The organism is Uliginosibacterium sangjuense (assembly GCF_059132465.1).
Genome location: NZ_CP101132.1, coordinates 1,093,156 through 1,118,553, shown reverse-complemented (window position 1 = coordinate 1,118,553; position 25,398 = coordinate 1,093,156). Strand labels below are relative to the sequence as shown.

Here is a 25,398-nt window from a genome sequence, read left to right as displayed (position 1 = left end):
ACGATGCCCCGCGTCAGCGTCATCATCCCCGCCTACAACGCAGCCGCCTTGCTCGGGCCCACCTTGCAGACGACCCTGACGTCGCAGTTCGACGACCTGGAGATCGTGGTCGTGAACGACGGCTCACGCGACCAGACGGCAGAAGTCGCCGCCTCCTACGGCCCGCGCGTGCGCGTGATCTCCCAGGCCAACGCGGGCATGTCGGCCTCGCGCAACCGGGGTATCGCAGAGAGCGACTCCGAGTTCATCGCCTTGCTCGACAGCGACGACATCTGGCATCCGGCCAAACTACGACTGCAGATCGCTGCGCTGGATGCGCGCGCCGATCACGCCTACTGCTTCACCGAGTTCGAAAGCTGGCCCGGTGGTGATTGGCAGGCGTTCATTGGCCAGCCGCGTGCGGGACACGTTGCCCCCGCGCTCAGTGGCTGGATCTATCACAAGCTGCTGCTGACCAACTGGGCTTTGCCCTCCTCCATGCTGTTCCGCCGTTCGGCCTGGCAGGCGACGGGCCCATTCCTGTGCGAGGACCACCAGACGGACGATTGGGAATACTTCGTGCGGGCAAGCCGGCAATTCCGCTTCATCAAGCTGGCCGAGCCCATGGTGCTGTACCGCCAGCACCCAGGCTCGCTGTCACGCAAAGTCGCTCCCACCAATACAACGGAGCTGATGCGTGAGCGACTGATCGCGCAGTACGGTCTTCAATCACCTGACGGCACAGAGGTAGACCACACCGAACTGGCCCGACGCCGCTATCAGGGCTGGAGCCATTTTGCCGACGCCCACTGCGCACGCGGCGACCTGGGGACCGGTTTGCGCACCTTCGGCAGACTGCTGGCACAGGGGCCACATCGGGTGGATGCCTTGGCACGATTGGGCAAATCGCTGGTTCGCCGCGTAGCACCCAAAGCGTCCCCGCAGTAAGCCCCCCCCCAGACACTCCCTCTTCACCTTATCAAACCCATCATGCTCATCGGTCAGATCGACATCGCCTCTCTGAATACCGGCCCACTTCACACGCAACGGGAGACTGAAGGAGAGATCCGCTTGGTCGCACCGGGGGTGGATGTCACGCTGCGCGGCCCTGGCTGGACGGTGGCATACCAAGACTCAGCCTGCCTGATTCTGAGTGGCCGGCCCGCACCGCGCGAGGCACGCCTGGCCCAGCAGATCAAACAAGAGGGCTGGGGATGCCTGCTGCCCTGGTTGCTGGCTCGCCCGGAGGAGGTGCTGAATCAGTTGGCCGGACGCTTCAGCCTGCTGTGGCTGGACACCTCGTCGCGGCAGCTTGGCCTGGCCTCCGATCGTTTCAATACGCACGGTTTCTGCTATCACGTCGAGGGTACCCGTGTGAGCCTCTCGGACCGCGCGGATCAGGTTCCGGTGAGCAAGGAGCTCTCGCCGCAAGCGCTCTTCAACTACCTGTATTTCCATGTCATTCCGGCACCCGACACCGTGTTCCGGAACATCCGTCGCCTCGAACCGGCGGGTCTGCTATGCGGCAAGCCTGACGGCGTCAGCACGCGCTGCTGGTGGTCACCACGTTTCGAGGAACCCAAGGACGCCGACGCCAAGTCGCTGGGCGAATCCTTCCGCACCCTGGTGCGCGAATCGGTTCGTCGCGAGGCGGCAGGTGAAGGAAACATCGGCGCCTTCCTGTCCGGCGGCACCGACAGTTCCACCGTGGTCGGCATGCTGGCGCAGGAAGGCGGAGCACCCGTGCAGGCGTACTCGATCGGCTTCGAAGCCGAGGGCTACGACGAGATGGAGTACGCCCGCATCACCGCCAAGCACTATGGCGCGCAGCACCACGAGTACTACATCACGCCAGACGACTTGCTGACAGGCATTCCGCTGGTGGCTGCGCACTACGACCAACCCTTCGGCAACTCCTCGGCCGTCCCGGCCTACTACTGCGCCAAGCTGGCGCGCGCCGATGGCGTGACCCGCATGCTGGCCGGTGACGGGGGCGACGAACTGTTTGGCGGCAACACGCGCTATGCCAAGCAACGCGTGTTCGAACACTACAAGCGGATTCCCGCGCCGCTGCGGCGCGGGCTCGTCGAGCCCCTGCTCTCGCAGGGCTGGGTGCGCAGCCTGCCGCTTGCCAGCAAAGCGGCCAGTTACATGGAGCAGGCCCGCACCCCGTTGCCGGATCGCACCGAGCGCTACAACCTGCTGCACCGTCTGGGCATGACAAATGTCTTCGAGGCCGGCTTCCTGACCCAGATTGACGGTGAAGCGCCGATGGTCCTGCAGCGTGCGGTATGGAACGCCATCGAGGGCATGTCGCTGATCAACCGTCAGCTCGGCTTCGACTGGCGCTTCACGCTGGCAGACACCGATCTGCCCAAGGTGATCGGCAGCACGCAATTGGCCGGGGTCGAGGTGGCCTTCCCGCTACTGGACGATGACCTGGTGGACTTCTCCGCCCGCCTGCCGCCCCACTTCAAGCTCAAGGGACAGCAACTGCGCTGGTTCTTCAAGGACGCGCTACGCCACTTCCTGCCACCCGAGATCCTGACCAAACCCAAGCACGGTTTCGGCCTGCCCTTCGGCCCCTGGACGCTCAAGCACGACGGATTGCGCGCGCAGGCGAGCGACGCGCTACGCAGCCTGGCCACACGCGGGATCGTTCGTGCGGACTTCCTGGATGAGCTGATGCAGCGCCGGCTGGCCGAGCATCCTGGTTACTACGGTGAGATGGTGTGGATCTGCGAGATGCTGGAGCACTGGCTACGCCAGCACGCGCCGGACTACCGTTCCCAGTCCTGAGCCGACGGCCACCGAACACGGTCCCAGGACAGGCCCGAGACGGCGTCAGCGCTCAGCACGGCTCTCCCAGTAACGCTGTGCGGCATCTAGTTCGACCTTCCTGGCAAAGAAGCAGCCTCTGGCGCGAGCGGCATTCACGTCTTCAAGCGTCAGATAGCGCGGGCTGGCCGCCCCCGGCGGGAATTCATCGAAACGACGATTGCCCGCTTCCGCGACTCGGAGGCCTGCCCGCCGATGAAGAATCTGGAAGAAGTGCTCGTCCGCACAGCGCGTCCAGCGGAATCTCCCGCAGTAATCCTGCAGGTCGACGCCCTCGAACATCTTGTGCAATGACCCAGCCCGAATCGACCACCAAGTACTGCCCTTGAGGATTTCCTCAACCGAGAAGTTCCGGCGCGGCGGGAATGGGCGTTGCGCATCCCTGAGCTTCTTGAAGGCGAGGTTGTACCAGTGAGTACGGTTCTTCGGATGCTCACCGAAGATGTTGTAACGGTTGATGCGCCAGGCGTACTCGGGCTTCCAATGGGAGTCGAGCAGATCTTCATCGGCATGCTCTGCACGCATGATGCGATCCATCTCGTTAAAGGAAAGCAGGGGCAGGCACTCTCCGCTCATGAGGTGCAGCACCCGGTAATCAGGACACTTTGCCTGAGCGAGCGAGATGCCGCGCAGGGTGGCCTCGACCTGGGAGAACCCCGCCCAATTGACCGACACCGGCTCCTGCACGATGGCGACCCGCTCGCTGGTGGCGAGATGTTCGAGGAGATCGGCAAACCGCGGCAGGCTCTTCCGGTCGACATGCAGGAGCACAAAAGCGCCGAGACGGATGAGTTGCTCGACCAGCCAGCGAGTCTGCTCCGGTTTCTGGAAAACCATCAGCACGACCGCATGGCCGGACCATTCTGAGCCTACTGACTGGATTGGCTGTGCTGCGACTTCGGCCATGGCGCCCCCGTGCCAGGTACAGGAGAGCGGATTGTACGTCCCCGCCACGCGGGCGGCTTACCAAGTCATCCCGTGCGAACTTCAAGGCAGGTTCAACATTCCATCGCCGGTCGCGGCGCAGGAAATGAGAGCAAATCCTCAGGGCGCCCGTGGGCGCCCTGAGGAATGTCAGGCCACGCGCAGAATGCGGATATCGTTGTCCGCGCTGTCGACGAAGAGCACCGCGCCCAGTTGCTTCACATAAGCCATCTTGGTCTCGACCAGCCCGTGCGCGTTCGCAAGGAATGCGCCTGGCATTGCGGCGTCGCTCATGACGCCGGTGGCCGGGTCGATCCAGTACAGCCGCAGCTTGTTCTGCGACTGGGAGTGACTGGCCAACAGGAGCTTCCCCAACTCGGGGACATAGGTCAGGCCACCTCCGTCATACCAGGACGTGGTGTAGGTATCCGAAGCCAGGCCAGTGACAGCCAGGCTGGTCCGCTGATTGGTCTTGATGTTGAGGATGCTCAGCTCGGCAGAGCGGATGGAGTCCGGACGACAGTAAGAGTACAGCGTATCGTCGTGCAGGCACTTGGCCGTGGCCCAGTAATAGTCGCCAGCCTGGATATTGACGTTCGACAGTGTCGTCGTCTTGGTCACTGGGTCGAACTCCAGGTTCTGCCCCGCATTGCCATTCTGCGTGGCATTCACGATGTACTTGCCGCGATAGTTATCCCACCAGCAGAACATGTTCTCGCCGATCGACCAGTTGTTCGAACCTTGCTGGGCGTGCTGGTTCGAGACAGACCAGAGATTGGTGTTGAGGTCCAGGGACCACATGCGTCGGCAGCCCATGAACAATTCGTTGCGCGAGGGATTGAACACCAGCGACCCATAGGTGTGACGAGCTGTCGGCTCAAGCGGTGCGAACGGGTAGAAGCAATCTGACTTCACACTGTAGTTCGTTGGATTAGCCGCCTCGAAATCCGCCGCAGGCGGGTAGTTCGTAAACGATCCGGTGCCCGCGGTGGTGTAACGTGAGTCGAACTGTGCCGGATCGGTCGGCAGCTTCTGCACCGCCCAGGCCATCTTGTCCAAATCGAAGCGATACACGCCGTTGTTGGCCGAGTCGTGGTGCCCCCCACCGAAGAAGAAAGCGCGCGGGCGGGAAGGATCAAGCGCCATGCCGCTCCAGGCCTTCAGCACCCCGTTCCAGTCCCCGGTTCCGCGGTCGTTCCAGGCGGGGATGGCCGCCTTCACCGCGCTCTCCAGCACATCCATGCGCGTGCTGGCCACGCGCACCCAACGGTTCAGCGGCACCAGGTTCCAGCTCATGGCGGTCACCCGGCCATCGCTACCCCGACCGGGCGTCCACGCATCCGTGGCGGGATCGTAGCTGCCCGGCACATTGTCTTTGGACCAGGTCGCCGCGGCAGCCTGACTGATCAAAACAGAAAAGGTATTCGACAGAACGGTTGGCATGCTCAGCTCCTCGGCCCCACACCCCAGGTCGGGTCGTTGGCCAGCGAGTTACGACAACTCGCATAGTTCGACGCGCTCGTGATGCGCGCGAACGCTGTCGCGGCTCCCGGCACCCCTTGGTTGACACACTGCGCCAAGGCATTCATCGCGTACTCGAAATAGTTGGCTCCCCAACTCGACGCGGCGATGTAAGTCGTCAAGTTGCGCTCATCCGTCCAGCCACCATAGATGACTCCATTGTCCAGGTCGGTGCCGTTGGCACGCCCGAACCAGCGCTGGAACGCCACCCCCCAGTTCGCATCCAGGTTCGCTTGCTGCTGGTTCTGCGGGAAGGCTGCGCCACTGACGGTCGGCGAATACGGCTGGCGCGCCCAGTGCCATCCATTCGGATTCGTTCCATCCGACATGCGCTGCACCAACCCCGCCCCACACCAGTTCATCACCGCCTGCGCGTCGGCCAATTGCTGGCCGGCCAGGAGTTTCTGGTCGAGCGCCCAGGCGATGCAACCCACCACGTAATCACTCATCCAGGTACGTTGCCCGCCCGGGTCTCCCCAGCCAGCCTGATCGGGTTCGATGAACAAGCCCAGCCCATTGGTGTGGTAACCGCGCATCCAGCTCAACGAGGCGCCGACGGCGTTGCAGTAGGCTGCGCGCTCGCTGTCGCTGTCCGGGGTGATCGCAGCCGCCATGGCGCAATTGCGCAAGGCCCAGGCGGTGCCGCGTGTCTGCAGGTTGCGCACCATCAGGCCCGTCGCATTGCCCCGATAGGACACATTGCTGGTGTAGTGCACCCACTTCACCACGAACTGCAGCTCCTCCAGGTGCCACCAGTCGCCCGTCAGCAGATAAGCGAGGTAGCCTGGAATCCAGCCATGCGAGATGTCCCAGTCGGTCCCGTACTGCCCCGAGTAGTAGGCCCGCCCGCCATAAGCGGAGTTGCTGCCGGCTGACTGGCCAATCCCGGTGGTCGGGGCGTCGCCATAGGCCACCACGTTGCCGCTTGTGCCGTTGCGGAAGTGATAGGAATAAGCAGCAGATGCGAAGGAGTTGACCAGCACTGCGCGGTAGGCGCGCGCGTCGGCACTGACCACGTAGCAGGCATCCCAGCGCGGCAGCCAGCCGATGGAGGGGTGCGCCCCGCCTCCGCCCAGCGAGTTACCCGGCAGATTGTGCTGGGCATAGGGCACGTAGGCCTGTGACAGCCCATTGAGCGTGTTGGCATTGACGCTCTGCACCAGGTAGGCCGGCACGGCGCCCGTCCGTTGCAGGTAGCTCGTGTTGTGCGCCGGAATCACGCCTGGGTCGCCGCCGATCCACAGCTTGCCGCTATAGCCGGTCGTACACACCATGCGGGTGTGGTGCTTGATGTCGATGGCGCTGCCCGAGTCGTAGGCGACCGTGCCGTTCAACGTGACCACCACCTGGGCCGGCTTGTTGATCGCCCCAGTAAAGTTGAACCAGCCATTCTCGATGCTGGCCATGCACTCGACACGCCCGCCCTTGTACAGGCGCACATAGAGCCAGACCGTCAGTTGCGCATCAACCGTCAGGCGGTACTGCCATTCACTGCACACCGGTCCAGCGAGAAGCTGGCGGTGCGGGGTTCCGATGACACTCCCCAGATTGACCGTGCCAAACCCGCCGACCTGCACGCTGATCTGCGGATTGGCCTGGGTCAGATCGGTCAGCGACACGGCCGTCTGTGCGCTCGCCGCGACACGCGTCAGTTGCACGGTGCGCGCCACCCCCGCATTCAGGTTGCAACGTCCGGACAGGACGGCAAACTTGACCGAGCCATCCGGCCAGCGATTGCGGATCACCGCCTGAAAATCGTCGACGTCGGCGTACAGTGTTTCACCGTTCGGAACATCACCCTGGCGGAAGAAGTGCCCCATCGTCCAGGGCAGCAGACTGCCGCCGGCACTGGAGGTGAGGGTAAAGGAGGTAACGAAATTGCCCAGCGGATTGGCACTGACACTCAGGCTCACATTGGTCAGTTGCACGCTGGAGCCGGAGCCGTCGTAACTGAGGATGCCAGTCTTCTGGTCGAAGCTGAGCCCGGCGGGGAGTACCCCCACCAGGGTGTAAGTCGGTGCTTCATAGCCCGGTGGAATCTGCACGTATTGGCTGAACGCATGGGTCGCCGCGACGCCGCCGGTGAACACGATCTGGGGGATAGCCGAGATGGTGATCGGGCTGACGCCCCCTCCCCCGCCGTTGCCGCCCCCGCCGCCGCTGCTGCTGCCAGCCGCGCTGGTGGTGCTCGCTCCGCCGCCCCCGCCTCCGCCACACGCGACCAGGCCCGCGCTCCCCCACGAGGCCATCAAGGCCTTGATCAGGGTTCTACGCTTGTGAAGGATTTCCGTGTTCATCTTGCCGCCTCATGCCAAGCACCGAATACAGGCATCAACCTGCCCGCCGGATGTTACACACGCAACTACGGAGTGGATCGGCGCTTCCTGAGGACCGCCCGAATAACGTACGCCAGGGCTGACCAGTGGGCGGCTGCGCCCCTTAGGCGGCGTTCATCGGGCGAGGCTGGCGAGCGCCGGCGAGGTGGACTGACGCGCATTGAGCGTCAGGCGCGCCAGGAAGGCGAGGCGACTCCGGTCCCAGGGGCTGAAGCGGCGCAACTGGAAAAGATCGTCACCAGGCCGCGACGCGCCGGATGCCGTCGACACCGCTGCATCGAATCCAGCCTCGCGCACCATGTGGACGTGCTCTGCGGTGTAGTCCTGCCTGGGGCGCCCGTTCGGATAGGCAAACAGACGGATCGGCGCGCCCAGCATGTCTTCCAGCTCGCGCCGGCCGTCCAGGATCTCACTGCGCGCCTGGTCGGAGGGTAGTCGCGCCAGAATGGGATGAAGACGCGTGTGGGCACCGATCTCCTGCCCACCGGCCGCCAGTGCACGGACTTCGTCGCTCGTCATCATCAGGTTCGCGGGCAGGGGGGCACCACTACGACGGGCAAAGTCATCCACAAAGCGGCTGCGCTCCGCAAACTCCAGGTATTTGGCCTGGCCGAGGATGGCGTCGATGGCCTGTCTCCGCGCGGCGACAGAATCCAGCCTGAATTGGCCGAAGGGGCCGGCATCGCACAGATCCCCCTGCCAATGGCGGATGCTCTCGATGATCGTGTCGTTCCACATTCGCCCCCCGTTCAGGAAACCGGTGGCGATGAAAAAAGTCGCGGACACGCCGTGCTTGCGCAGGATGGGGTGAGCGACATGCAGATTGTCCGCGTAGCCATCGTCGAAAGTGATCGCCAGGGCGCGTGCCGGCAGTTGCCCGTCACGCATGCGGGCGACCGCCTCGCCCAGGGGCAGCACCCGGAAGTAGCGGCTCAGCCAGCCGATCGTGCGATCGAAACGCTCGGCGTGCATCTCTTCGGGGAACAAGGGGTCCGGCTCAGCCAGGACGCGATGCCAGATCAGCACCGGCAGGCGGCCGCCCCGCCCCCCCGGGAAAACGGCTGACAGAACGGGATTGATCACGCTGGCGCTCCTTGACTCCCTGTTGCCACGGCTGACCTAGCTGGCGCCATCAACAGCCGTCGCAGGGCCGACACGACCACGGCAAGGTAGTAGGGGAAGTCGAAATAGCTGAGACTCAGGAAGGCGCCGCCGACCGCGAAGGCCAGCAGGCTGACCTGGATCATCCGGGCGAGATTGACCATCCATTCACGATCCGCCTGAGCGCGTGCAGTCTTGCTGATCCAGCCGCAGGTGCGCCAGACGTAGCCCCAGAACGCCAGATAAAGCATGAGCCCGATCCAGCCATGCTCCCCCATCATCTGGAAATAGATGCTGTGGGCGGTGAGCGGCCAGCTCGGATCAGGCGCATACAGCCCGAACACATAGGCATTGGCCACCGCGTAGCCACCACCCGTGATCCGGTCATTGGCCAGGTTGAAGGCCATCTGCCAGGCATTGATGCGCCCCATCGCGGACTCGTCCTGCTGGTAGGTCTTGAGCGTGTTCATGCGCTCGAACCAGTTGTCGGGCAGGAAAGCGATGGCCAAGGGGATCAGGATGAGGATCAGGAGCCCGAAAGCCAGCTTGTTCTTGCCTTTCAGCCACAGGAACCCGCCCATGGCCACCATGGCCAGCAAGGCCCCGCGCGAATGGCTACCGAGTGCGGAGAAGATGCTCAGGATCGCGGCCAAACGCAATGCCCACTTGAGGTACTTGTTGCTCACGTCGCCCGCCAGGAAGAACAGCAAGGGCACTGCCATGATGGAGGCCAGGGCAAACGCATTATTGTCCTCGACGAAGGACGATGGCGGCCCCCACACGCGGTATGAGCCCCCCGAGGCGAGGGTGAACAAACCGCCCTTGGCGCTCAGCACGCCGATACTCAAGGTCAGCGCCCACACCAGTACCTTGACCTGCTTCTCGGTGGTGAACAAGGAGATCGCCACCACCGCCATCAGATTGATCTTGAGTACCCGCTCCAGCATCTCGAAACTGGGCGCGGGAAAGAGTGCGGCGGCGGTCGTCACGCACATCCATAAAGTCAGGACGGTGAGCAGCACTCCAGTCACGTCGAACGGCGACTTCTTTTCATCTTTGGTGATAGCCAGGCCGATGAAGACCACCAGCGCCGACAGCATCGCAAAGGGCGCGCTGTAAGCAAATCCGTACGCGAAACGGTGGGGGTTGAGCACACTGATGACGACCCACACGATCATGGCGATCCACGGGTGCTTGAGCCCCTTCGCCAGTGCGGCCAGCACCGCAAGGGTAATCGCAATATCACGCATGCCGGATCGCTCCCGTACCCGCCGCCACCTGCGCACCCCGCGCGCGCACCTGATGGAACAGCGCAAGCTGCGCCGCCGTAGTGGCCTCCCACGAAAAGCCCTCGGCGTAGCGCCTGACCGCCGCGCGATCGGGCTGGCGCGCGAGCAGGGCGAAGAGCGCGGCCGCGAAAGCCGCCCCCGCACGCTCATCCACCAGTTCGCCCACGGCCGGGTCCTGCACCACCTCGGGCGTACCCCAGATGCGGGTGGCGACTACCGGCGTGCCGCAGGCCATGCTCTCCAACAACACATTGGCCCAGCCCTCGCGGCTGGAAGCCAGGATCAAGACGTCGGCCGCGCTGTACCAGCGCGCCAGCTCGGTGTTCGGCCGCGCGCCGGCGAAGCGCACGCGCATGCCCAGGCCTAGTGTCTGCACCTGCGCTTCCAGGCGCGCACGCTCCTCGCCCTCACCCACGATCACCAGGCTGGCGTCGGGCAGCGCCGCCACGGCGTCGATCGCCACGTGATGCCCCTTGCGTTCGACCAGATGGCCGACCGAGAGCAACACCGGCCCCTGCGTCGGCAGGCCCAGCTCGGCACGCATCTGCGCCTGCGGCAGTGGCTTGAAACGCTCCAGATCGACGCCATTGCGCATCACATGCAGCTTGTCGCCCGCCACGCCCATGTCGCGCAGCACGTCCATCAGGGCTGCACACACGCCGATGGAGCCCGCCGCCTGCTGTGCGGTGTCGCGGATCAGGCGGCGCGGCCAGGCATATTGCGGGATCAGGTTGAGGTCGGTGCCACGCGCGGTGACTACGAAGGGCTTGTTGAACCAGCGCGCCAGCATCGCGGCGGCGACGCCATCCGGGTAGTAGTAGTGGGCGTCGATCAGGTCGAAGTCGAAGCCCTCGCGGATCAGCCGTGCCACGGTGGCGCGTGCGCCCCAGGCCAGCGTCCAGGGCGCGAGGTTCATGCCCACCTTGGGCGGCAGGACGTAGCGCGGATGATGGACCTCCACCCCGTGGCGCGATTCGAACGACGGGGTGGCCGCCATCTTCGCCCAGTCGCCGAAGCGCGGATGCGTGGACGGAAACCAGGGCACCGGCGCCACCACGCGCGTCTCCACCTCGCCACTCTTGAGCAGTTCGCGTAACCGGGTCTCGACAAAGATGCCGTGCGTGGGCCGCACGCTGGATGGGTACAGCGAGGAGAACAACAGGGTGCGGAGCGGACGCCCGGCGGTCACAGCGCCCGCCCAAGCAAGCGGCCGTAGAGGCCGCGATAGCGCGCCACGCTGTTGCTCCAGTTGCGCTCGTCTTCGACAAAGCGACGGCCAGCCGCGCGCAAGGCCGGCCAGTATTCGGAGGAGTCCAGCAGCTTGAGGATCGCGTCGCCGAGGGCCTGCGCATCACCGGCCTTGAACAGGATGCCGGTCTCGCCATGGCGCACCAGTTCCTTGTGCCCGCCCACATCGGAGGCCACGAAGATGCGCTGCTGTGCCATCGCCTCCAGTGGCTTGAGCGGGGTGACCAGCTCGGTCAGGCGCATCGGGTGGCGCGGATAGGCCAACACATCCACCAGGTCGTAATAACGCTGCACCTCGGCATGCGGTACGCGACCGGTGAACACCACCTTGTCGGCAATGCCCAGTTGTTGGGCCTGGGCCTTGAGCGCCTGCTCCTGCGGGCCACCACCGACCAGCAGGAAGCGCAGCTCGGGGCGCGCCTGCAGCAAGCGGGGCGCGGCCTCCAGCAACAGATCCAGCCCCTCGTAGGCATAGAAGGAGCCGATGAAACCGATCACCGTGCAGCCGGCCAGCCCCAGCGAGGCCTTGAGCGCCTCATCCGCCGGTCCGCTGGGGGTGAAGGAATGCACGTCCACCGCGTTGGGGATCACCGTGACGCGATCCGCCGCAATGCCACGCGCCACGATGTCGGCCCGCAGACCCTCGCAGATGGTCGTCACATGGTCGGCCCGTCGCAACGCCCAGGTCTCCATCGCGCGGGTGGCGCGGTAGCGCGCACTGCCCTCTTGCGTGGTGCCATGATCGACCGCGGCATCTTCCCAGAACGCCCGCACTTCATAGACCGTGGGGATGCGCGCACGCGCCGCGACGCGCAGCATCGGGATCGCGTTGAGCACCGGCGAATGCGCGTGCAGCACGTCCGGTTTGAGCACCTCGACCAGCTCCGCCAGGCGCTTCTCGGTGGCCCGCATCTGGGCCACCTCGCCCAGCACCGGCAGGCTGGCCATACCTCCCTGCGGCACCGCGGTGCGATAGAAACGCAGGCCATCGGCCTCTTCGCAGGGCAAGGCCACCTCGCCCTGCTTGGGGGAGGTGAGGTGGAAGGTCTCCCAGCCCAGCGCACGCTGCTCGCGCAGGATGGCGGCAGTACGGAAGGTGTAACCGCTGTGCAGCGGCAGGGAATGGTCCAGTACGTGGAGGACTTTGAGCGTCATGGTGTACGGATTCGGAAATACGGTTCAGCTTGCGGGCTGCTGCTGGCGCAGGAAGGCTTCGAACATCAGCAGGCTCCAGATCGAGGCACTGTAGTCGCGGCTGCCATTCTGATGCGCGTCGACGAGGTGTTCCAGATAGGGGCGGTTGAACAGACCGGTGTCGGCCAGGGTCGACCCCAGCAAGGCGTCGCGCACGCGCTGGCGCAGCGGCCCGCGGAACCAGCGCGCCAGCGGCACGGAGAAGCCCATCTTGGGACGGTACAACACCTCGTTCGGCAGCAACGGTTCCAGCGCCTTCTTGAACAGGTACTTGCCCTGCATGCCGCGCAGCTTGAGGTCGGACGGCAGGGTCGCCAGCCACTCGACCAGCGGATGGTCCATCAGCGGCTCGCGCACCTCCAGCGAATGCGCCATCGACGCGCGGTCCACCTTGGTATTGATGTCGCCCACCAGGTAGGTCTTGAGATCGAGGTACTGGATCAGGCCCAGCGCGTCGTCTGTACCGGCGCGCTCGGCATGCCGACGGAATACCTCGATCGCGTTGTAGCCGCCCAGGCGCGACTTCATCTGCGGGCTGTACAACTGCTGCCGCATGTCGTCGCGCAGCACCGAGATGGAATGGAAATAGGCTTCCACCGAGTTGCGCGCCAGCGCCTGGAACGTGGTCTTGGCGCGGAACATGCGCGGCGCCCAGTCGGCCTTCGGATAGACCCCACCCAGGAAGCCGAACAGCGGACGACGCAGGGCCAAGGGCAGCGCGCTGCGCATGCGCTCTTCCATCGCATGCAGGCGATAGCGGCGGTAACCGCCCAGGCTCTCGTCGCCGCCATCACCCGACAGCGCGACAGTGACATGCCGGCGCGCAAGCTGGCACACACGGTAGGTGGGGATCGCCGAGCTGTCGGCGTAAGGCTCGTCGTAGAGCGCCGCCAGGGTGTCGATCAGGTCGAAGTCGTCGCTCGCCACCTGGTCCAGGTGATGGCGCGTGCGGTAGCGGTCGGCCACCATCTGGGCGAAGGCCGACTCGTTGAAGGCCGGATCGTCGAAACCGATCGAGCAGGTCACGACGGGCTCGTTGGACACATGCGCCATGGCGGCAACCACCGCGCTCGAATCCACCCCGCCCGAGAGGAAGGCGCCCAGCGGCACCTCGGAGATCATGCGCAGCTTGACCGACTCGTACAGCCGGCGCGTCAGCTCCTCGCTGGCCTCTTCCTGCGAGATGGGCGAATCGAGCGAGAAGCGCACATCCCAATACTCGCGCGGCTCGGCGGCCGGGCGACCCCGCCGCAGGCACAGGGTGTGCGCCGGCGGCAGCTTGCGCGCGGCCGTGAAGATGGTGCGCGGCTCGGGGACGTAGCCCAGGGCGAAATACTCCTCCACGCACTGCGGGTCGATCTGGCGCGACAGGCCGGGGTGTTGCAGCAGGCACTTCAACTCGGAGCCGAACAGCAGGGTGCCGTCATCCAGCAAGGCATAGTAGAGCGGCTTCACGCCCAGGCGGTCGCGCGCCAGGAACAGGGTGTCGTGGTTGCGGTCCCACAGGGCGAAGGCGAACATGCCACGGAAGCGCTCCACGCAGGCCTCGCCCCAGGCCTCCCAGGCGTGCACGATGACCTCGGTGTCGCTATGGGTGTGGAACACATGCCCCAGCGCCTGCAACTCCGGCACCAGTTCCTGGAAGTTGTAGATCTCGCCGTTGAACACCACGACGACCGATCCATCCTCGTTGAACAGCGGCTGCTGACCAGTGGCGACGTCGATGATGGACAGGCGGCGGTGCGCCAGTGCCAGGCCTGGCTCGAAATGGAAACCGGCCGAATCCGGCCCGCGATAGGCGATCACCTCGCTCATGCGCTCGACCACGGGGCGCGCGATCTCGCGCAAGCCTTTGCTATCGAACACCCCTGCTATTCCACACATGTCCCCGTACCCTGTTCAGACTTGCTTGGTTCCGCTGCGACCGACCCGTGCCAGCAGCGACTGATACAACTCATCGTAGCGACGCACCATGCCGGCAAGGCTGAATTCCGCCTCGATCCGGGCACGCGCCGCCTCGCCCATGACCCGCCCACGCTCGCCATGCTGTACGCATTGCGCCATGCATTCCGCCCACGCGGCCGGGTCGGCCGCCGGCAACAGCACGCCATCCGTGCCATCGCGCACCAGCTCCGGATTGCCACCGACCCGCGAAGCGAGCACCGGCAGGCCGCAGGCCATGGCTTCGAGCACCGTGTTGGAGATGCCCTCGGCCAGCGAGGGCAGCACGAAGCAGTCGAAGCTGCGCATCAAAGCGGCCACGTCGGCCCGCTCACCGGCCAGCCACACCACATCCGCCAGGCCCTCTTCGGCGATGCAGCGTTCCAGCTCGCCACGCAAGGGACCGTCACCCACGACCACCAGGCGCGCCGCCGCCACCGCCTCGCCCTGTTCGCGCCGCATCTGCGCAAAGGCACGTAGCAGGCCCATCTGGTCCTTCACCGCCTGCAATCGACCCACGGTGCCGAACACATAGAGCCCCGGCGCGCCGAAGGGCGAGCCCTCGACCGGCTCGCGCGCGGCGTCCGGCGCCGGATGAAAGCGGTCCGCGTCCACCCCGTTGCAGATCGTCAGCACGCGACGTGATCCGATGCGCACGATGTCCGTCAGATATGACGCGAGATCGCGCGATAGGGCAATGTACTGCGTCACGAACGGACTGTAGGCACGACGCACCCACTGGTACGCGCGGTTGCTGCCATCGGGGTCGTCAACGTCGCGCCCGTGCTCGCCATGCACCCGCACCGGCACACGCGCCAGCCAGGCTGGCAGACTCATCTCCAGCGCCGCCAGGTTTCGGGTATGCACGATGTCCGGCTGCAGCTCACGCAGCAGGCGGTAGAGACGCGGAAACAGCTTGGCGCCATGCCCCGGCGTCTTGTGGAGCGCGATGAAGCGCACGTCCTCGCGCTTGATGCGCTGGCAGAACTGCGGGTCGTAGTCGGTCAGCGCGATCACCACATGCCGGTAGCCCTCGCGCGGCAGGCGGTTGATGAGGTTGACCATGCCGTTTTCCAGGCCACCGACGCGGAAGCTATAGACGATATGGGCGATCAGGGCAGACATGCGACGCCTACTGTTCCGCCGCGGCGACGGCCTCGCCGATCGCACGCCCGTGGGCCTGGAGGAAATCGCTCAGCACGGCACGCGCGCGCGTCTCGTCGGCATCAGTGGCAACGAACACCGCCGCCGAGTAGTCGGACTGGCGCAACAGGCGGTCACGCAGCAGCGACAGCTTGGCCTCGCGCACGCTGATCGTGGGCCGTTCGTCCACGATCAGCCAGTGCCAGGTCTCCACATAACTGCCGGACCGGCCGCGGATGCGCGCGCGCTCGACACGCTGCTCGCCAGCACCCAGGTCGACAACTGTCGTGCCCTGCGCCACCACTTCCCAGGGGCGCTCCGACTCTTCGGCGGCGACCAGCCGGTTGTCCCATTGCAACAGCTTTTGCCCGTCACGCTGGCCGGCATAGGCGTAGACGAAGACCTGCACCCGGTCCTCCCCCTTCCGGTAGCTCTGAGTGAGGCTACGGATCATGCCGGCATAGGTGGGCCGCCAGCCGTTCGCCGGCGTCTCGGTCCACTGCCAGCCGGCACTCGCCGGCGGCGTCCGCAGCTCGGCCACGACAGGCACGGGCGCATCAAGCATCCACTGCGCCACGGGCTTCCACAGGGCCGCAGCAGCCACTGCCAGCAGCACCGCAGCGGCGAACCGCGACTTCGCCGCGACCGGGCCGACGTGGCCCGTGGGTGGCGCATCCTGCGGCACCGGCTGACGCCAGCGCGCGCCGATCCAGAACATCGCAAACACCACCAGGCCAAAGAACAGCCAGCCATAGATCAGGTGATCCACCCCCACCGCCAGCTTGTTGCCGCTGAGGTGCCCCAGCATCACGATGAGGTAGGCACGCAACCAGTTCGCCACCAAGGGCATGACGAACGAGAACGCCACGAAAGCGAGACGCCGGCCGAGGCTGGCATAGGTCAGGTAGGCATAGAGCGAGCCGACCATGACGGAGGCAATCAGGTAGCGGATGCCGCTGCAGGCCTCCACCACCGACCAGTTGCCGCTGGGGATCACGAAGGACAGGCCCTCGCGATAGACCGGGATGCCGGTGAGGCGCAGCGCCAGCACGGTGAAGTCCGCGGTGTGCTCCATCAATACCGGCACGAGAAATTCGCCAAAGGGCACAGCGAAGAACAGGAAGGCCAAGGGGAAGGCGGCCAGCGCGGCGGTCCGATGACCCCATACCAGCCACACGCCACCCAGCAACATGCCGACCAGACCGAAGTGACGCAACGCTCCGACCGCGGCCAGCTCGCCCACTAGCCACACGCCCCCTGCACCCAGCACGAACAGCACGGCCAGCCAGCCCGGCCGGAAGCCCTGCTCCAGCAGGCGATGACGTTCGCGCCACAACAACCACAGCCACAAGGGCAGCACGGCATAGCCATGCTCGTAGGTGGAGGAGCCGTCCCAGACGCGACGAATCTCGCCGACCGTGGGCCAGTACCAGGCCAGGATGGCCAGGAAGGCCAGCAGGCTCCCCAGCAGCGGCACGCTCGCCACCCGCCAACGCGCTTCAGGCATGCGCCACCTCGCCCGTCTTATCGATCGCAGCCGCTTCGATCAGGGAGGGGAACACCGCCAGGTGGGCCTCCCAACTGTAGTGGTCCAGCACGCACTGGCGTGCAACCAGGCCCAGCGCGTCGCCAGCGCTATGCCCGACCCCATCCAGCAGGCCGGAGACCTGGCTGGCAAACTCTTCCGCCGTATCCGCCACCAGCAGATGCTCGCCAGGCTGTGCCATCAGCCCGCCGGCACAGGTGGCGGAGGCCACCACCGGGCGGGCCATCGACATGGCTTCCAGAATTTTGTTCTGCACCCCGCGCGCCACGCGCAGCGGCGCCACCACCGCGCGCGCATGGCCGGTATAGGGACGCACATCCGGCACCGTGCCGGTGACGACGATGCCATCGCGTCCGTCCAGCGCACGCAGTTCGGGCGCGGGGTTCATCCCCACGATGTAGAAGTGCGCCGCCGGTGCCTGCGCGCGCAACAGTGGCCACACGGCCTGGGCGAACCAGCTCGCTGCGTCGATGTTGGGCCAGTAGTCCATCGCGCCGGTGAACACCACGGCTTGCTCGCCTTCGGCATACGGGCTGGCCCCGCGCTTTTCGGGGGAGAAGAAGGCCGCGTCCACTCCGTTGCTCACAGCATGGATGCGCGCCGCCTGCGCCGGGGCAACCTGGCGGAACAGTGCGGCCTCGGCTTCCGACACCAGTACGCTGCTGCTCGCCCGCGCCGCCAGCGCGCGCTCGTAGTCCGCCAGGCGGGCGCCTTCGCGCCGATACAACCAGGCCATGGGGCCGGCGTGATCGTCGGCATAGCGGGTCCACTTGGCGGAGTCGACGTCGACGAAATCGACCACGGGTCGTAGCTCCGGGTGCCGATCCAGGTACTGCCCCATCGAGGAGCTGAACACCACCGCGCGGCGGATATCGTGGCGCACGCGCACCGCATCCACCCAAGCCTGCATGCGGGCATTGCGGTAGTACGGCAGGGTCAGGGCCTCGCCGCTCAGCAAGCCGCGCAGTGACAGCAGGCGCGCGCTGCGCGGCTGGATACCTTCGACATGCACGTCCTCGCACCATTGACGCAGGCTGTCGACATGGGCCCAGTCCTCGGGCTGATCGATGAAGCAGCCGAGAAACACGCGGTAGTCCTGAGCAAGCTGGCGCAGCAGGTGGTAGGAGCGCACCTTGTCGCCCTTGTTGGGCGGGAAGGGAATGCGATGGACCAGGTACAGCAGCGCCGGTTTCTGCATGCTCATCCCAGGTTGCGCACGATGAAGGGGCCCAGGGTGTTGGCCACCGGCAGGGGCAGGCGCTTCCACATCGCGATGAAGGCGCGGTACTTCGGGTTCATCGGGTTGTTCTGCGGCACCGAGTCGCGCTTGTAGAGCACGTATTCGTAGGACAGCGGCGTCGGTTCGAAGCCCCAGTTCTTCTTGAAACTGTACGGGCCAGTGCCGACCTTGCTGCGACCGTAGTCGAACACCTTGCAGCCGCGCGCCAGTGCGCGCCGCATCAGTTCCCAATACTTGAAATCGTTGGCCGCCAGATCGCGCGCAGCCGGCATGTCGCCGGCATAGTAGGGCAGGATCTCGTCACGGAAGTAGAAGCTCAGTACGCTGGAGAGCAGTTGCCCATCCGGCCCGGTGATGGTCATCACCTCGCAATCCTCGCCAAAGGCCTCGCGCAATGCGGCAAACCACTTGCGCGGCATGGCCGGCGTGCCGTGGCGTCGCACATTGTCGGAATAGACCGCGAAGAAGCGTTCGACATCCGGGTCCAGCGTCGCCTGCAGGCCGTTCTTGATGCCCTTGCGCACCATCGCGCGCTGCTTGCGCGGAATGGCGTTCATGTTGGCCTCTTCGTCCGCCTCCAGGGTCTTGCGGAAGGTCACGTACAAGTCCTGCCGCGGCCAGTCGGGGTTGGCCGGCTGCATGTTGCGGTATTCCAGGTGGCTCACACCCAGCTCGCGCGCCAGCGAATCCGCCCGGGCCTCCAGCGCCCGCCGCGCATCCTCGTCGTTCCCTGCGATACCGCCGTAAACCGCGAAGGGCAAGGAGGTCAGAGCATGGCCGAACAAGCGGCTCTTGACCTCCACCAGGGGCAATACCGCCACGATCTCTCCGCCCCGCTCGGCGAACACGTAATGCGTGCGATGACCGAACACGGAGGAAATGAGACCGGCCCAGGCCGAGAGGTGGAAGAAGCTGGCCTGCGGACAGGCGCGGACGAACGCGTCCCAGCGCAGGCGATCACTCTCTTGCAGGTTGCGCAGCTGCAGCCCGCCGGGGGAAGACGCACTCATGGCTTCAGTGTTGGATGGGCTTGAGAAAAACCTCGTCCACCCGCCCCCACTGGAAGTCGGCCAGCAGGCGCGCCAGGCGCGCCTCGGTCTTGTCGAGGTTCACATAGTGGCGAAAACGCGACTTGGCGCTCGCCTCTGCCACCCGGGGTTGCTCCGGATCGAGCTCCCAGGGGTGGAAGTAGAAGATGGCCGGCCGCCGGTCCTGCTCGTTGACGCGGCGAATGCACCAGCGCGACATCGGGTAAGGCAGCAAACGGAAATAGCCGCCACCACCCGCCGGCCAGTTGCGGCCCAAGGCATGCACGGTGGAGATCGGAATCTCGAACAGCCCGGACTCATGCTTGTAAGGAAAACGCGGTGCATCGGGCATGCCGTAGTGATCGTGCACCACCGGATAGATGCTGGAGCTGTACTCGTAGCCAGCCTCCAGCAAGACCGCGTGCGCCCACGGGTTCTGCTTGCCGATCGAGAAGCTCGGTGCGCGATAGCCGCGCACATCGACGCCGCCGATGTCCTCCAGCACCGCCTTGGCCAGTTGCACGTCGGCCAGGAAGGCGCCGCGCGACAGGTCACTCGCGCGCTCGTGGGCAAACCCGTGGCTGGCCAGTTCATGACCTTCCATCACGATCAGGCGCACGATCTTGGGATAGCGTTCGGCAATCCAGCCCAGGGTGAAGAAGGTGGCCTTGACGCCATACTCGTGCAGCAGCGCCAGGATGCGATCGACGTTGCGTTCGACCCGGCACTCCACGCTGTCCCACTTTGACTTGGGGAAATGCGGCGCCAGCGCGGAGACCTGGAAGTAGTCCTCGACATCAATGCTGAGGGCATTGGTGATGCGATCCATGCTGCTCATCCCTTGGCCTGTTTGCGCGCCGGCGCGGGCGCGGGTTCTTCAGCGGCGGCAGCATGCTTGCCCTGGCCGACGGCACCCAGTAAGGCGGCAAATGCGTGCTCAAGACGCATGATGCGCTCTTCCAGGCGCGAGGCCTGGAAACCCGCCGCCGCGTCGGCCAGCGCGGCAAGGTCGGCCTGCCCCATGCCCATGAGCGAGGACAGGGCTTCCTGTGCCGGGCCGCCCAACGCATCAGGGCGCCGCGCGGGCATGGCTGACACCGGGTTGCTTGCCCCCGCCTTGGCGACCGGTGTTTCCTCGCGAATTTCGCGCACCACCTCGTCGACCTGGGTATCGGTGATGATCCGCCGCTCGGACAGAAAACTCGCCAGCAACACCCGGTCACACAAAGTATTGATGCGCCGTGGCACCCCACCGCTGAAGGCGAAGATGGCCGCGTGGGCAGAGGGCTCGATGCGCGGCTCACCACGCCAGCCGACCCGCTTGAGGCGGTGCTCGACGTAGGCACGGGTCTCCTCCGCATCCATTGGGCCCAGGTGATAGGTGGCGATCACGCGCTGGCGCAACTGTTGCATATGATCGCTCTGCATGGTCTCGCGGAACTCCGGCTGACCAACCAGGAAGCTCTGCAGCAGCGCGTGATCCTCAAGCTGGAAGTTGGACAGCATGCGCAACTCCTCCACCGCACGCGGGGTGAGGTTCTGCGCTTCATCCACGATCAGCAGCGCACGCTTGCCAGAGGCGGTGACCGATACCAGGAAACCTTCCAGCGCGAGCAACACATCGGACTTCTCCATGCCCTTGGCCGGCACGCCAAACGCGGCGGCCACCAGGCGCAGGATGTCATCGGCATCAATCTGGGTGCTCACCAGATGCGCTGCGACGACCTTGGACTCTTCGAGCTTCTGCAACAGGCTGCGCACCAGGGTCGTCTTGCCGGCCCCGATATCGCCGGTGATGACGATGAAGCCCTCGTTCTGGTGCAGGCCGTATTCCAGGTAGGCCATGGCGCGCCGGTGGCCGCGACTGCCGTAGTAGAAGGTCGGGTCCGGGTTGAGCTGGAAGGGTTTGGCGGAGAAACCGTAGAACGACTCGTACATGATGCGGCTCAGAAAGCGTGGTACAGCGTGGCGGCCAGCGAGTTCTCGCGGTATTCCGCAGTGCCGGTCGAACGCGAATAGCGGTAGCGCAAGCCCCCCCGCGTGTAGGCCCCGAGGCTGGTGTTCAACCCGAGATCAAGGCTGTTGGTGCGACGGGTGTCCTGCGCACCATTCCCCACTTGTTCGCCGCGCACCCAAGAATGCTCCAGCCCCATGTAGGCCGTCCCGATCGCCGAGTAGCGGTTGGACCACATGAAGTAGCCACGGTTTTCACGCGTGGTCGAGTAGGACGAAAAATCCCCCAGTACCGGCCCCAGCGTCTGGTTGTACAAGGCAGCACGGTCCGCCCGCTGGAAGTTCAGCGAGAACGTGTTGCGCACACCCTGCGCCGTGATGGTGCCGAACAGGCGGCGGGAATCGGTATAGGTATTGGCCAGGAAGTTGACGGTCGCCAGATCGAAGGGGGAAACACCTTGCTGGGCCAGTTGGGTCAGCACCTTGATGAAACGCTGGTAGGGGTCCGGTTCGGACTTCATCAACGAAGTGTTCAACAGATCGTACTGGGTCATCTGGAGCGACTGCTCGGTGATGCTCGTCTCGGCGTCATGCACATAGCCGACTTCGAAAGTCACGCGCCGCATCGCATGTCGCATGCGGTAGTCGCGCCCCCAGCCAAACCAGCGCTTGTTGATGCGGGCCGACAGCAAGGTGCGCTCCTGCGGCGTCCACGTCACGCCTCCACCGTAGTTCTGGTAGTTTTCCTGCTCCAAGGTCAGGTAGTTATTGCGCTCACGCCCACCGATGAGCTCCAGGCGCAAGGCTGGGGTCATCGAGTAGAAAAGGGAGAGGTTCATGACCGCGGCCTCGGTCGTGCGGGTTCGCTCGCCGGATATCCGGGTCTGCTCGGCCAGCAGCCCCCAGCCCAGGCGGCCCCAAGCCGTACCGTTCTGGGCATTCAGGCTCAGGCGCTGCTCCACCCGCTCGTCCACCAGGGAGTCGTCGGAATCCGAGAAATCAGCGCGATAGCGGAGGATGGCCAGCCCTTGGTCGCCCAGCCGCCAGCGCGCATAGGGCGAGAAATTGAAGCGGCGGATCTCGGTGGTATTGGTGTCCTGGTAGTCACCGACATTGGTGGCACCGAACTGCGACACCCGCTCCCGCGAAATGCTCGCCCCGCCATCCACGAACACGCGATCATCGAGCAGTTCGGCCTGGCCTACGCCGTACATGCCGAGGCGCGTCTCCGCATCCTTGCCATCGGCGGTATGCGCAATGCCCTGCACACGCAGGTTCACGTCGCCGCGCGCACGCGCGCTGTTGCCCGTCAGACGCAGCCCTGGCGTGACCTCGGTCACCCAGTCGGCCTCCTGGTTCTGGGAGGCGGCCTGGAGGTCGGCGTTGTCGGTATAGGTCTCGCTGACCGTGAGGTCCGTCGACACGCGCCAGCCCTGGGCTTGCGCGAACGGCAGTCCGGCCAGGCCCAGCACGACCAGCAGGGCGCGGATAGGCACGGCACCGCGCCGCTCAGGCCTGTTCCGGTTTCTGCCCGTAACCATACTGCCCATAGCCGTAGTAACCCCCCGGCCCGGCTTCCCGGGTCTTGTTCAGCAGCATCAACTTGATCGGACAAGCTTCAATGGTGGCCAGCGCCTGCCTGACCATTGCATGGGTGGTACCCCCGGACTCGACAACCATCACGACCTGCCCCATGTGCGTGGCCAGCACGCGAGCCTCGGTAGTCACCAGCAAGGGTGGGGAATCGAAGATCACCACGCGATCGGCATAGCGGGTGGCGATCTCGTCGACCAGGGCCGCCATGGTGTCGCTGGCCAGAAACTCGGTGGCACGCTGGTGCGGCATCCCGGCGGGCAAAAGGGTCAGCTTGTCCACGTTGGTCCGCAACAGCACATCCTGCAGGGCCACCGAGCGGTCCTTGGCCGTCAGCACGTCCATCAGGCCAGGAGCGGGCGGCAGGCCCAGCAGATTGAGAATGGAGGGACGCGACACGTCGGCGTCGACCAGCAGGACGGTACGGTCCATTTCCATCGCCAGACTCATGGCCAGATTGATCGAGCTGAAGCTCTTGCCCTCGCCCGGCACCGAGCTGCTGACCATGATGAGATTGGCGTGGCGCAAGTTGCCACTCGCGGCGCTGGTGATGTTGCGCAACAGCGGACGCTTGATGACACGGTATTCCTCGGCGATGACCGAGCGCGGATTGCGGGGCGTCACCATGCCCACGGCCTCCAGTCGATCGAGGTCGATCACAATCTGCTTGCCGGTCACCGGCGCTGGTGCCACAGCCGGACGCGCAGCCTCGGCCACCACGGGCGGCGCAACCGGCTCCGCCGGAGCAGGCGCAACTGCGGCGGCGGGCGCTGCGGGTGCGGCTACGTGAGTGGGAGCGGGTGCGGTGGCGGGCGTGACTGGAGGTACATCCACCCCCGCCCGCTTGAGCTGGTCCAGTCGTTCGACGGCTTTCTCGATGATGCTCACTGCATGCTCCCTCAACGCCCGAAGTGGCTGATCAGGATCGTCAGCGCACCGAATGCCATCACCAGGGAGGCCACCCCGCCCGCGAACCCGATCAACTGGCGGCGCTGACGACGGCGGCGCTCGGGCGAACGGATCATGGACACCGTACCCAGAATGGGTAGCCCGGTGAATTCCCGCAAGGAACGACTGTCATGGAAGGTCGGCCGGATCTGGCTGATCAGCAGCGCCACCGCGCCCCCCACCAACAGGCTCAGCAGACCGACCAGGGGCATCAGCAGGCCACGGTTCGGCGCAGCGGGCTTGGACGGCACGTTGGGCGGGTCGATCACGCGGAACTCGGCGACCCCCGCAGAGGACTCCATCTCGACCGAGATGTTGGCCGACTCACGCCGCGCGACCAGGCTCTCGTAATTGCGCTTGTTGATCTCGTAATCACGATTCAGTTGGGCCAGTTCCTGCTCGATCTGCGGGCCCAGCTTCATGTATTCCTTCAATTGCGCCTGGCGCGCCTGGTACTCAGCCACCCGTGTCTTGAGCGAGGCAATGTTCGCCTCGGACTCCATCAGTTGAATCTTCATCTGCTGATAGACCGGGTTGGAGTTCACGTTCATCGCCTGGGCTCCGGGCTTACGGCGCGTCTTCAGCGCTTCGGCGCGTTCTTTCTCCAGTTGCTCGATGATGCGCTGGGTACCCACCACATCCGGATGCTTGTCGGTATAGCGGCGCTCCAGTTCGTCGAGCTGCTTCTTGAGCGCGTCAATGCGGCCATCCAGCTCGGGCAGGGAGACGCCACCGGTATTCGGGTTGTCGGGCAACAGCACGGGTTCCTCGCCCACCAACTGGCGCTTGAGCGCATCGCGCGAATTCTCGGCCTCGCGCAATTGCAACTGGGCGTCGCGCAGGCGGCTCGCCAGGTCGCCGACCTGCCCGGTCAGGTCCTTGCCGCTCTCGCTGAGCATGGAAATGTTCTTGATCCGGAAGTCCTTCAGGCGCGTCTCGGCCTCGTCGAGCTTCTGGGCGTAGTTCTTGATCTGTTCTTCAATGAAGCGGCGGGCCGAGTCCGTGTCCTTGCGCTTGTCGCCCAGCCCCGACTCAACGAAGATCGACACGATGGACTGCACCACGCGTTTCGCGCGGTCCGGCTTGGTGTCACGGAAGGCCAGGGTGTACAGGTTGTCGCGGCCGGTGCTGGAAATCTGGATGCGTTTGGTGACATCCTCGATGAGTTCCTCGCGCTGCTCCTTGGTCTTGGCCGCCAGATCCAGGTCGGCCATGCGGATCAGCTTTTCGACATTGGGCCGGCTGATCAAGGTCTTGGACAGCATCGCCACCTGCTGATTGACGTCGCTTGGAACGGCCAGGCCCGACATCAGCGGCGCCAGCACGGACTGGGTGTCGACGTAGATGCGCGCACTCGCCTCGTAGCGATCGGGGATGAAGTAGACACCCACGGCCCCGCCGATGCCCACGAGCCACGCCACGAGCAGGCCCCACCAGCGATAGGCCCAGGCGCCGCGCGCGAACACCAGCAATTGCCGAATCAAATCATCCATAGCCCTACCCGGGAAGCCGCCAACACAAGCACGCGCCCCGGCGATCCGGGGCAGCCAGAATCAAGGACGCGAGCCACGCTCGC

19 protein-coding genes are annotated in these 25,398 nt (G+C 65.2%); 2 read left to right on the top strand and 17 right to left on the bottom strand.

The window, feature by feature from the left end; all coding sequences use genetic code 11:
• Positions 1-3 precede the first annotated feature (3 nt).
• Entirely contained in the window at positions 4-927 is a 924-nt protein-coding gene (locus NMB43_RS05110; protein ID WP_494351076.1) for a glycosyltransferase family 2 protein, read from the top strand.
• Positions 928-969: 42 nt separating this feature from the next.
• Positions 970-2,778, top strand: coding sequence for an asparagine synthetase B family protein (locus NMB43_RS05105; protein ID WP_494351075.1), 1,809 nt, complete (start codon positions 970-972; stop codon positions 2,776-2,778).
• Positions 2,779-2,823: 45 nt separating this feature from the next.
• Here NMB43_RS05105 and NMB43_RS05100 read toward each other — a convergent pair whose 3' ends face one another.
• From NMB43_RS05100 to NMB43_RS05020, 17 genes are all read right to left on the bottom strand, one after another.
• A complete protein-coding gene (locus NMB43_RS05100) occupies positions 2,824-3,723 on the bottom strand; it encodes a beta-1,6-N-acetylglucosaminyltransferase (protein WP_494351074.1) in 900 nt (299 codons plus the stop codon).
• Positions 3,724-3,891: 168 nt separating this feature from the next.
• Positions 3,892-5,184, bottom strand: coding sequence for a hypothetical protein (locus NMB43_RS05095; protein WP_494351073.1), 1,293 nt, complete (start codon positions 5,182-5,184; stop codon positions 3,892-3,894).
• A 2-nt stretch (positions 5,185-5,186) separates the two neighbouring features.
• Complete coding sequence (locus NMB43_RS05090) at positions 5,187-7,559, bottom strand: Ig domain-containing protein (RefSeq protein ID WP_494351072.1); 2,373 nt, start codon at positions 7,557-7,559, stop codon at positions 5,187-5,189.
• Between the two features lie 153 nt (positions 7,560-7,712).
• Entirely contained in the window at positions 7,713-8,681 is a 969-nt protein-coding gene (locus NMB43_RS05085) for a polysaccharide deacetylase family protein (RefSeq protein WP_494351071.1), read from the bottom strand.
• A complete protein-coding gene (locus NMB43_RS05080) occupies positions 8,678-9,949 on the bottom strand; it encodes a putative O-glycosylation ligase, exosortase A system-associated (protein WP_494351070.1) in 1,272 nt (423 codons plus the stop codon). The genes NMB43_RS05085 and NMB43_RS05080 overlap by 4 nt, the downstream gene beginning before the upstream one ends.
• Positions 9,942-11,177, bottom strand: a complete 1,236-nt coding sequence (locus tag NMB43_RS05075) for a glycosyltransferase family 4 protein (RefSeq protein ID WP_494351069.1) — start codon at positions 11,175-11,177, stop codon at positions 9,942-9,944. Before NMB43_RS05075 ends, NMB43_RS05080 begins: the two co-directional genes overlap by 8 nt.
• Positions 11,174-12,391, bottom strand: coding sequence for a TIGR04063 family PEP-CTERM/XrtA system glycosyltransferase (locus tag NMB43_RS05070; RefSeq protein WP_494351068.1), 1,218 nt, complete (start codon positions 12,389-12,391; stop codon positions 11,174-11,176). The genes NMB43_RS05075 and NMB43_RS05070 overlap by 4 nt, the downstream gene beginning before the upstream one ends.
• A gap of 24 nt (positions 12,392-12,415) precedes the next feature.
• Entirely contained in the window at positions 12,416-14,314 is a 1,899-nt protein-coding gene (locus NMB43_RS05065) for an XrtA/PEP-CTERM system amidotransferase (protein ID WP_494351067.1), read from the bottom strand.
• 15 nt (positions 14,315-14,329) lie between these two features.
• The gene (locus tag NMB43_RS05060) at positions 14,330-15,496 is read right to left on the bottom strand and encodes a TIGR03088 family PEP-CTERM/XrtA system glycosyltransferase (protein WP_494351066.1); all 1,167 of its coding nucleotides are present in this window, start codon (positions 15,494-15,496) and stop codon (positions 14,330-14,332) included.
• A 7-nt stretch (positions 15,497-15,503) separates the two neighbouring features.
• Positions 15,504-17,021 (bottom strand): exosortase A, encoded by a 1,518-nt coding sequence (xrtA, locus tag NMB43_RS05055; RefSeq protein ID WP_494351065.1) that lies wholly within the window; start codon positions 17,019-17,021, stop codon positions 15,504-15,506.
• Positions 17,014-18,264 (bottom strand): TIGR03087 family PEP-CTERM/XrtA system glycosyltransferase, encoded by a 1,251-nt coding sequence (locus NMB43_RS05050; RefSeq protein WP_494351064.1) that lies wholly within the window; start codon positions 18,262-18,264, stop codon positions 17,014-17,016. Before NMB43_RS05050 ends, xrtA begins: the two co-directional genes overlap by 8 nt.
• A complete protein-coding gene (locus tag NMB43_RS05045) occupies positions 18,261-19,310 on the bottom strand; it encodes a FemAB family XrtA/PEP-CTERM system-associated protein (protein WP_494351063.1) in 1,050 nt (349 codons plus the stop codon). Before NMB43_RS05045 ends, NMB43_RS05050 begins: the two co-directional genes overlap by 4 nt.
• 4 nt (positions 19,311-19,314) lie before the next feature.
• Positions 19,315-20,166 carry an XrtA system polysaccharide deacetylase gene (locus tag NMB43_RS05040; protein ID WP_494351062.1) on the bottom strand — a complete coding sequence of 284 codons (852 nt, stop codon included), beginning with the start codon at positions 20,164-20,166 and terminating at the stop codon, positions 19,315-19,317.
• Entirely contained in the window at positions 20,163-21,266 is a 1,104-nt protein-coding gene (locus tag NMB43_RS05035; RefSeq protein ID WP_494351061.1) for an XrtA/PEP-CTERM system-associated ATPase, read from the bottom strand. Before NMB43_RS05035 ends, NMB43_RS05040 begins: the two co-directional genes overlap by 4 nt.
• A gap of 8 nt (positions 21,267-21,274) precedes the next feature.
• On the bottom strand, positions 21,275-22,777 hold the full coding sequence (locus NMB43_RS05030; protein ID WP_494351060.1) for a TIGR03016 family PEP-CTERM system-associated outer membrane protein: 1,503 nt from the start codon (positions 22,775-22,777) through the stop codon (positions 21,275-21,277).
• A gap of 13 nt (positions 22,778-22,790) precedes the next feature.
• The gene (locus NMB43_RS05025) at positions 22,791-23,762 is read right to left on the bottom strand and encodes an XrtA-associated tyrosine autokinase (protein WP_494351059.1); all 972 of its coding nucleotides are present in this window, start codon (positions 23,760-23,762) and stop codon (positions 22,791-22,793) included.
• A gap of 11 nt (positions 23,763-23,773) precedes the next feature.
• The gene (locus NMB43_RS05020) at positions 23,774-25,315 is read right to left on the bottom strand and encodes an XrtA system polysaccharide chain length determinant (protein WP_494351058.1); all 1,542 of its coding nucleotides are present in this window, start codon (positions 25,313-25,315) and stop codon (positions 23,774-23,776) included.
• Positions 25,316-25,398 lie beyond the last annotated feature (83 nt).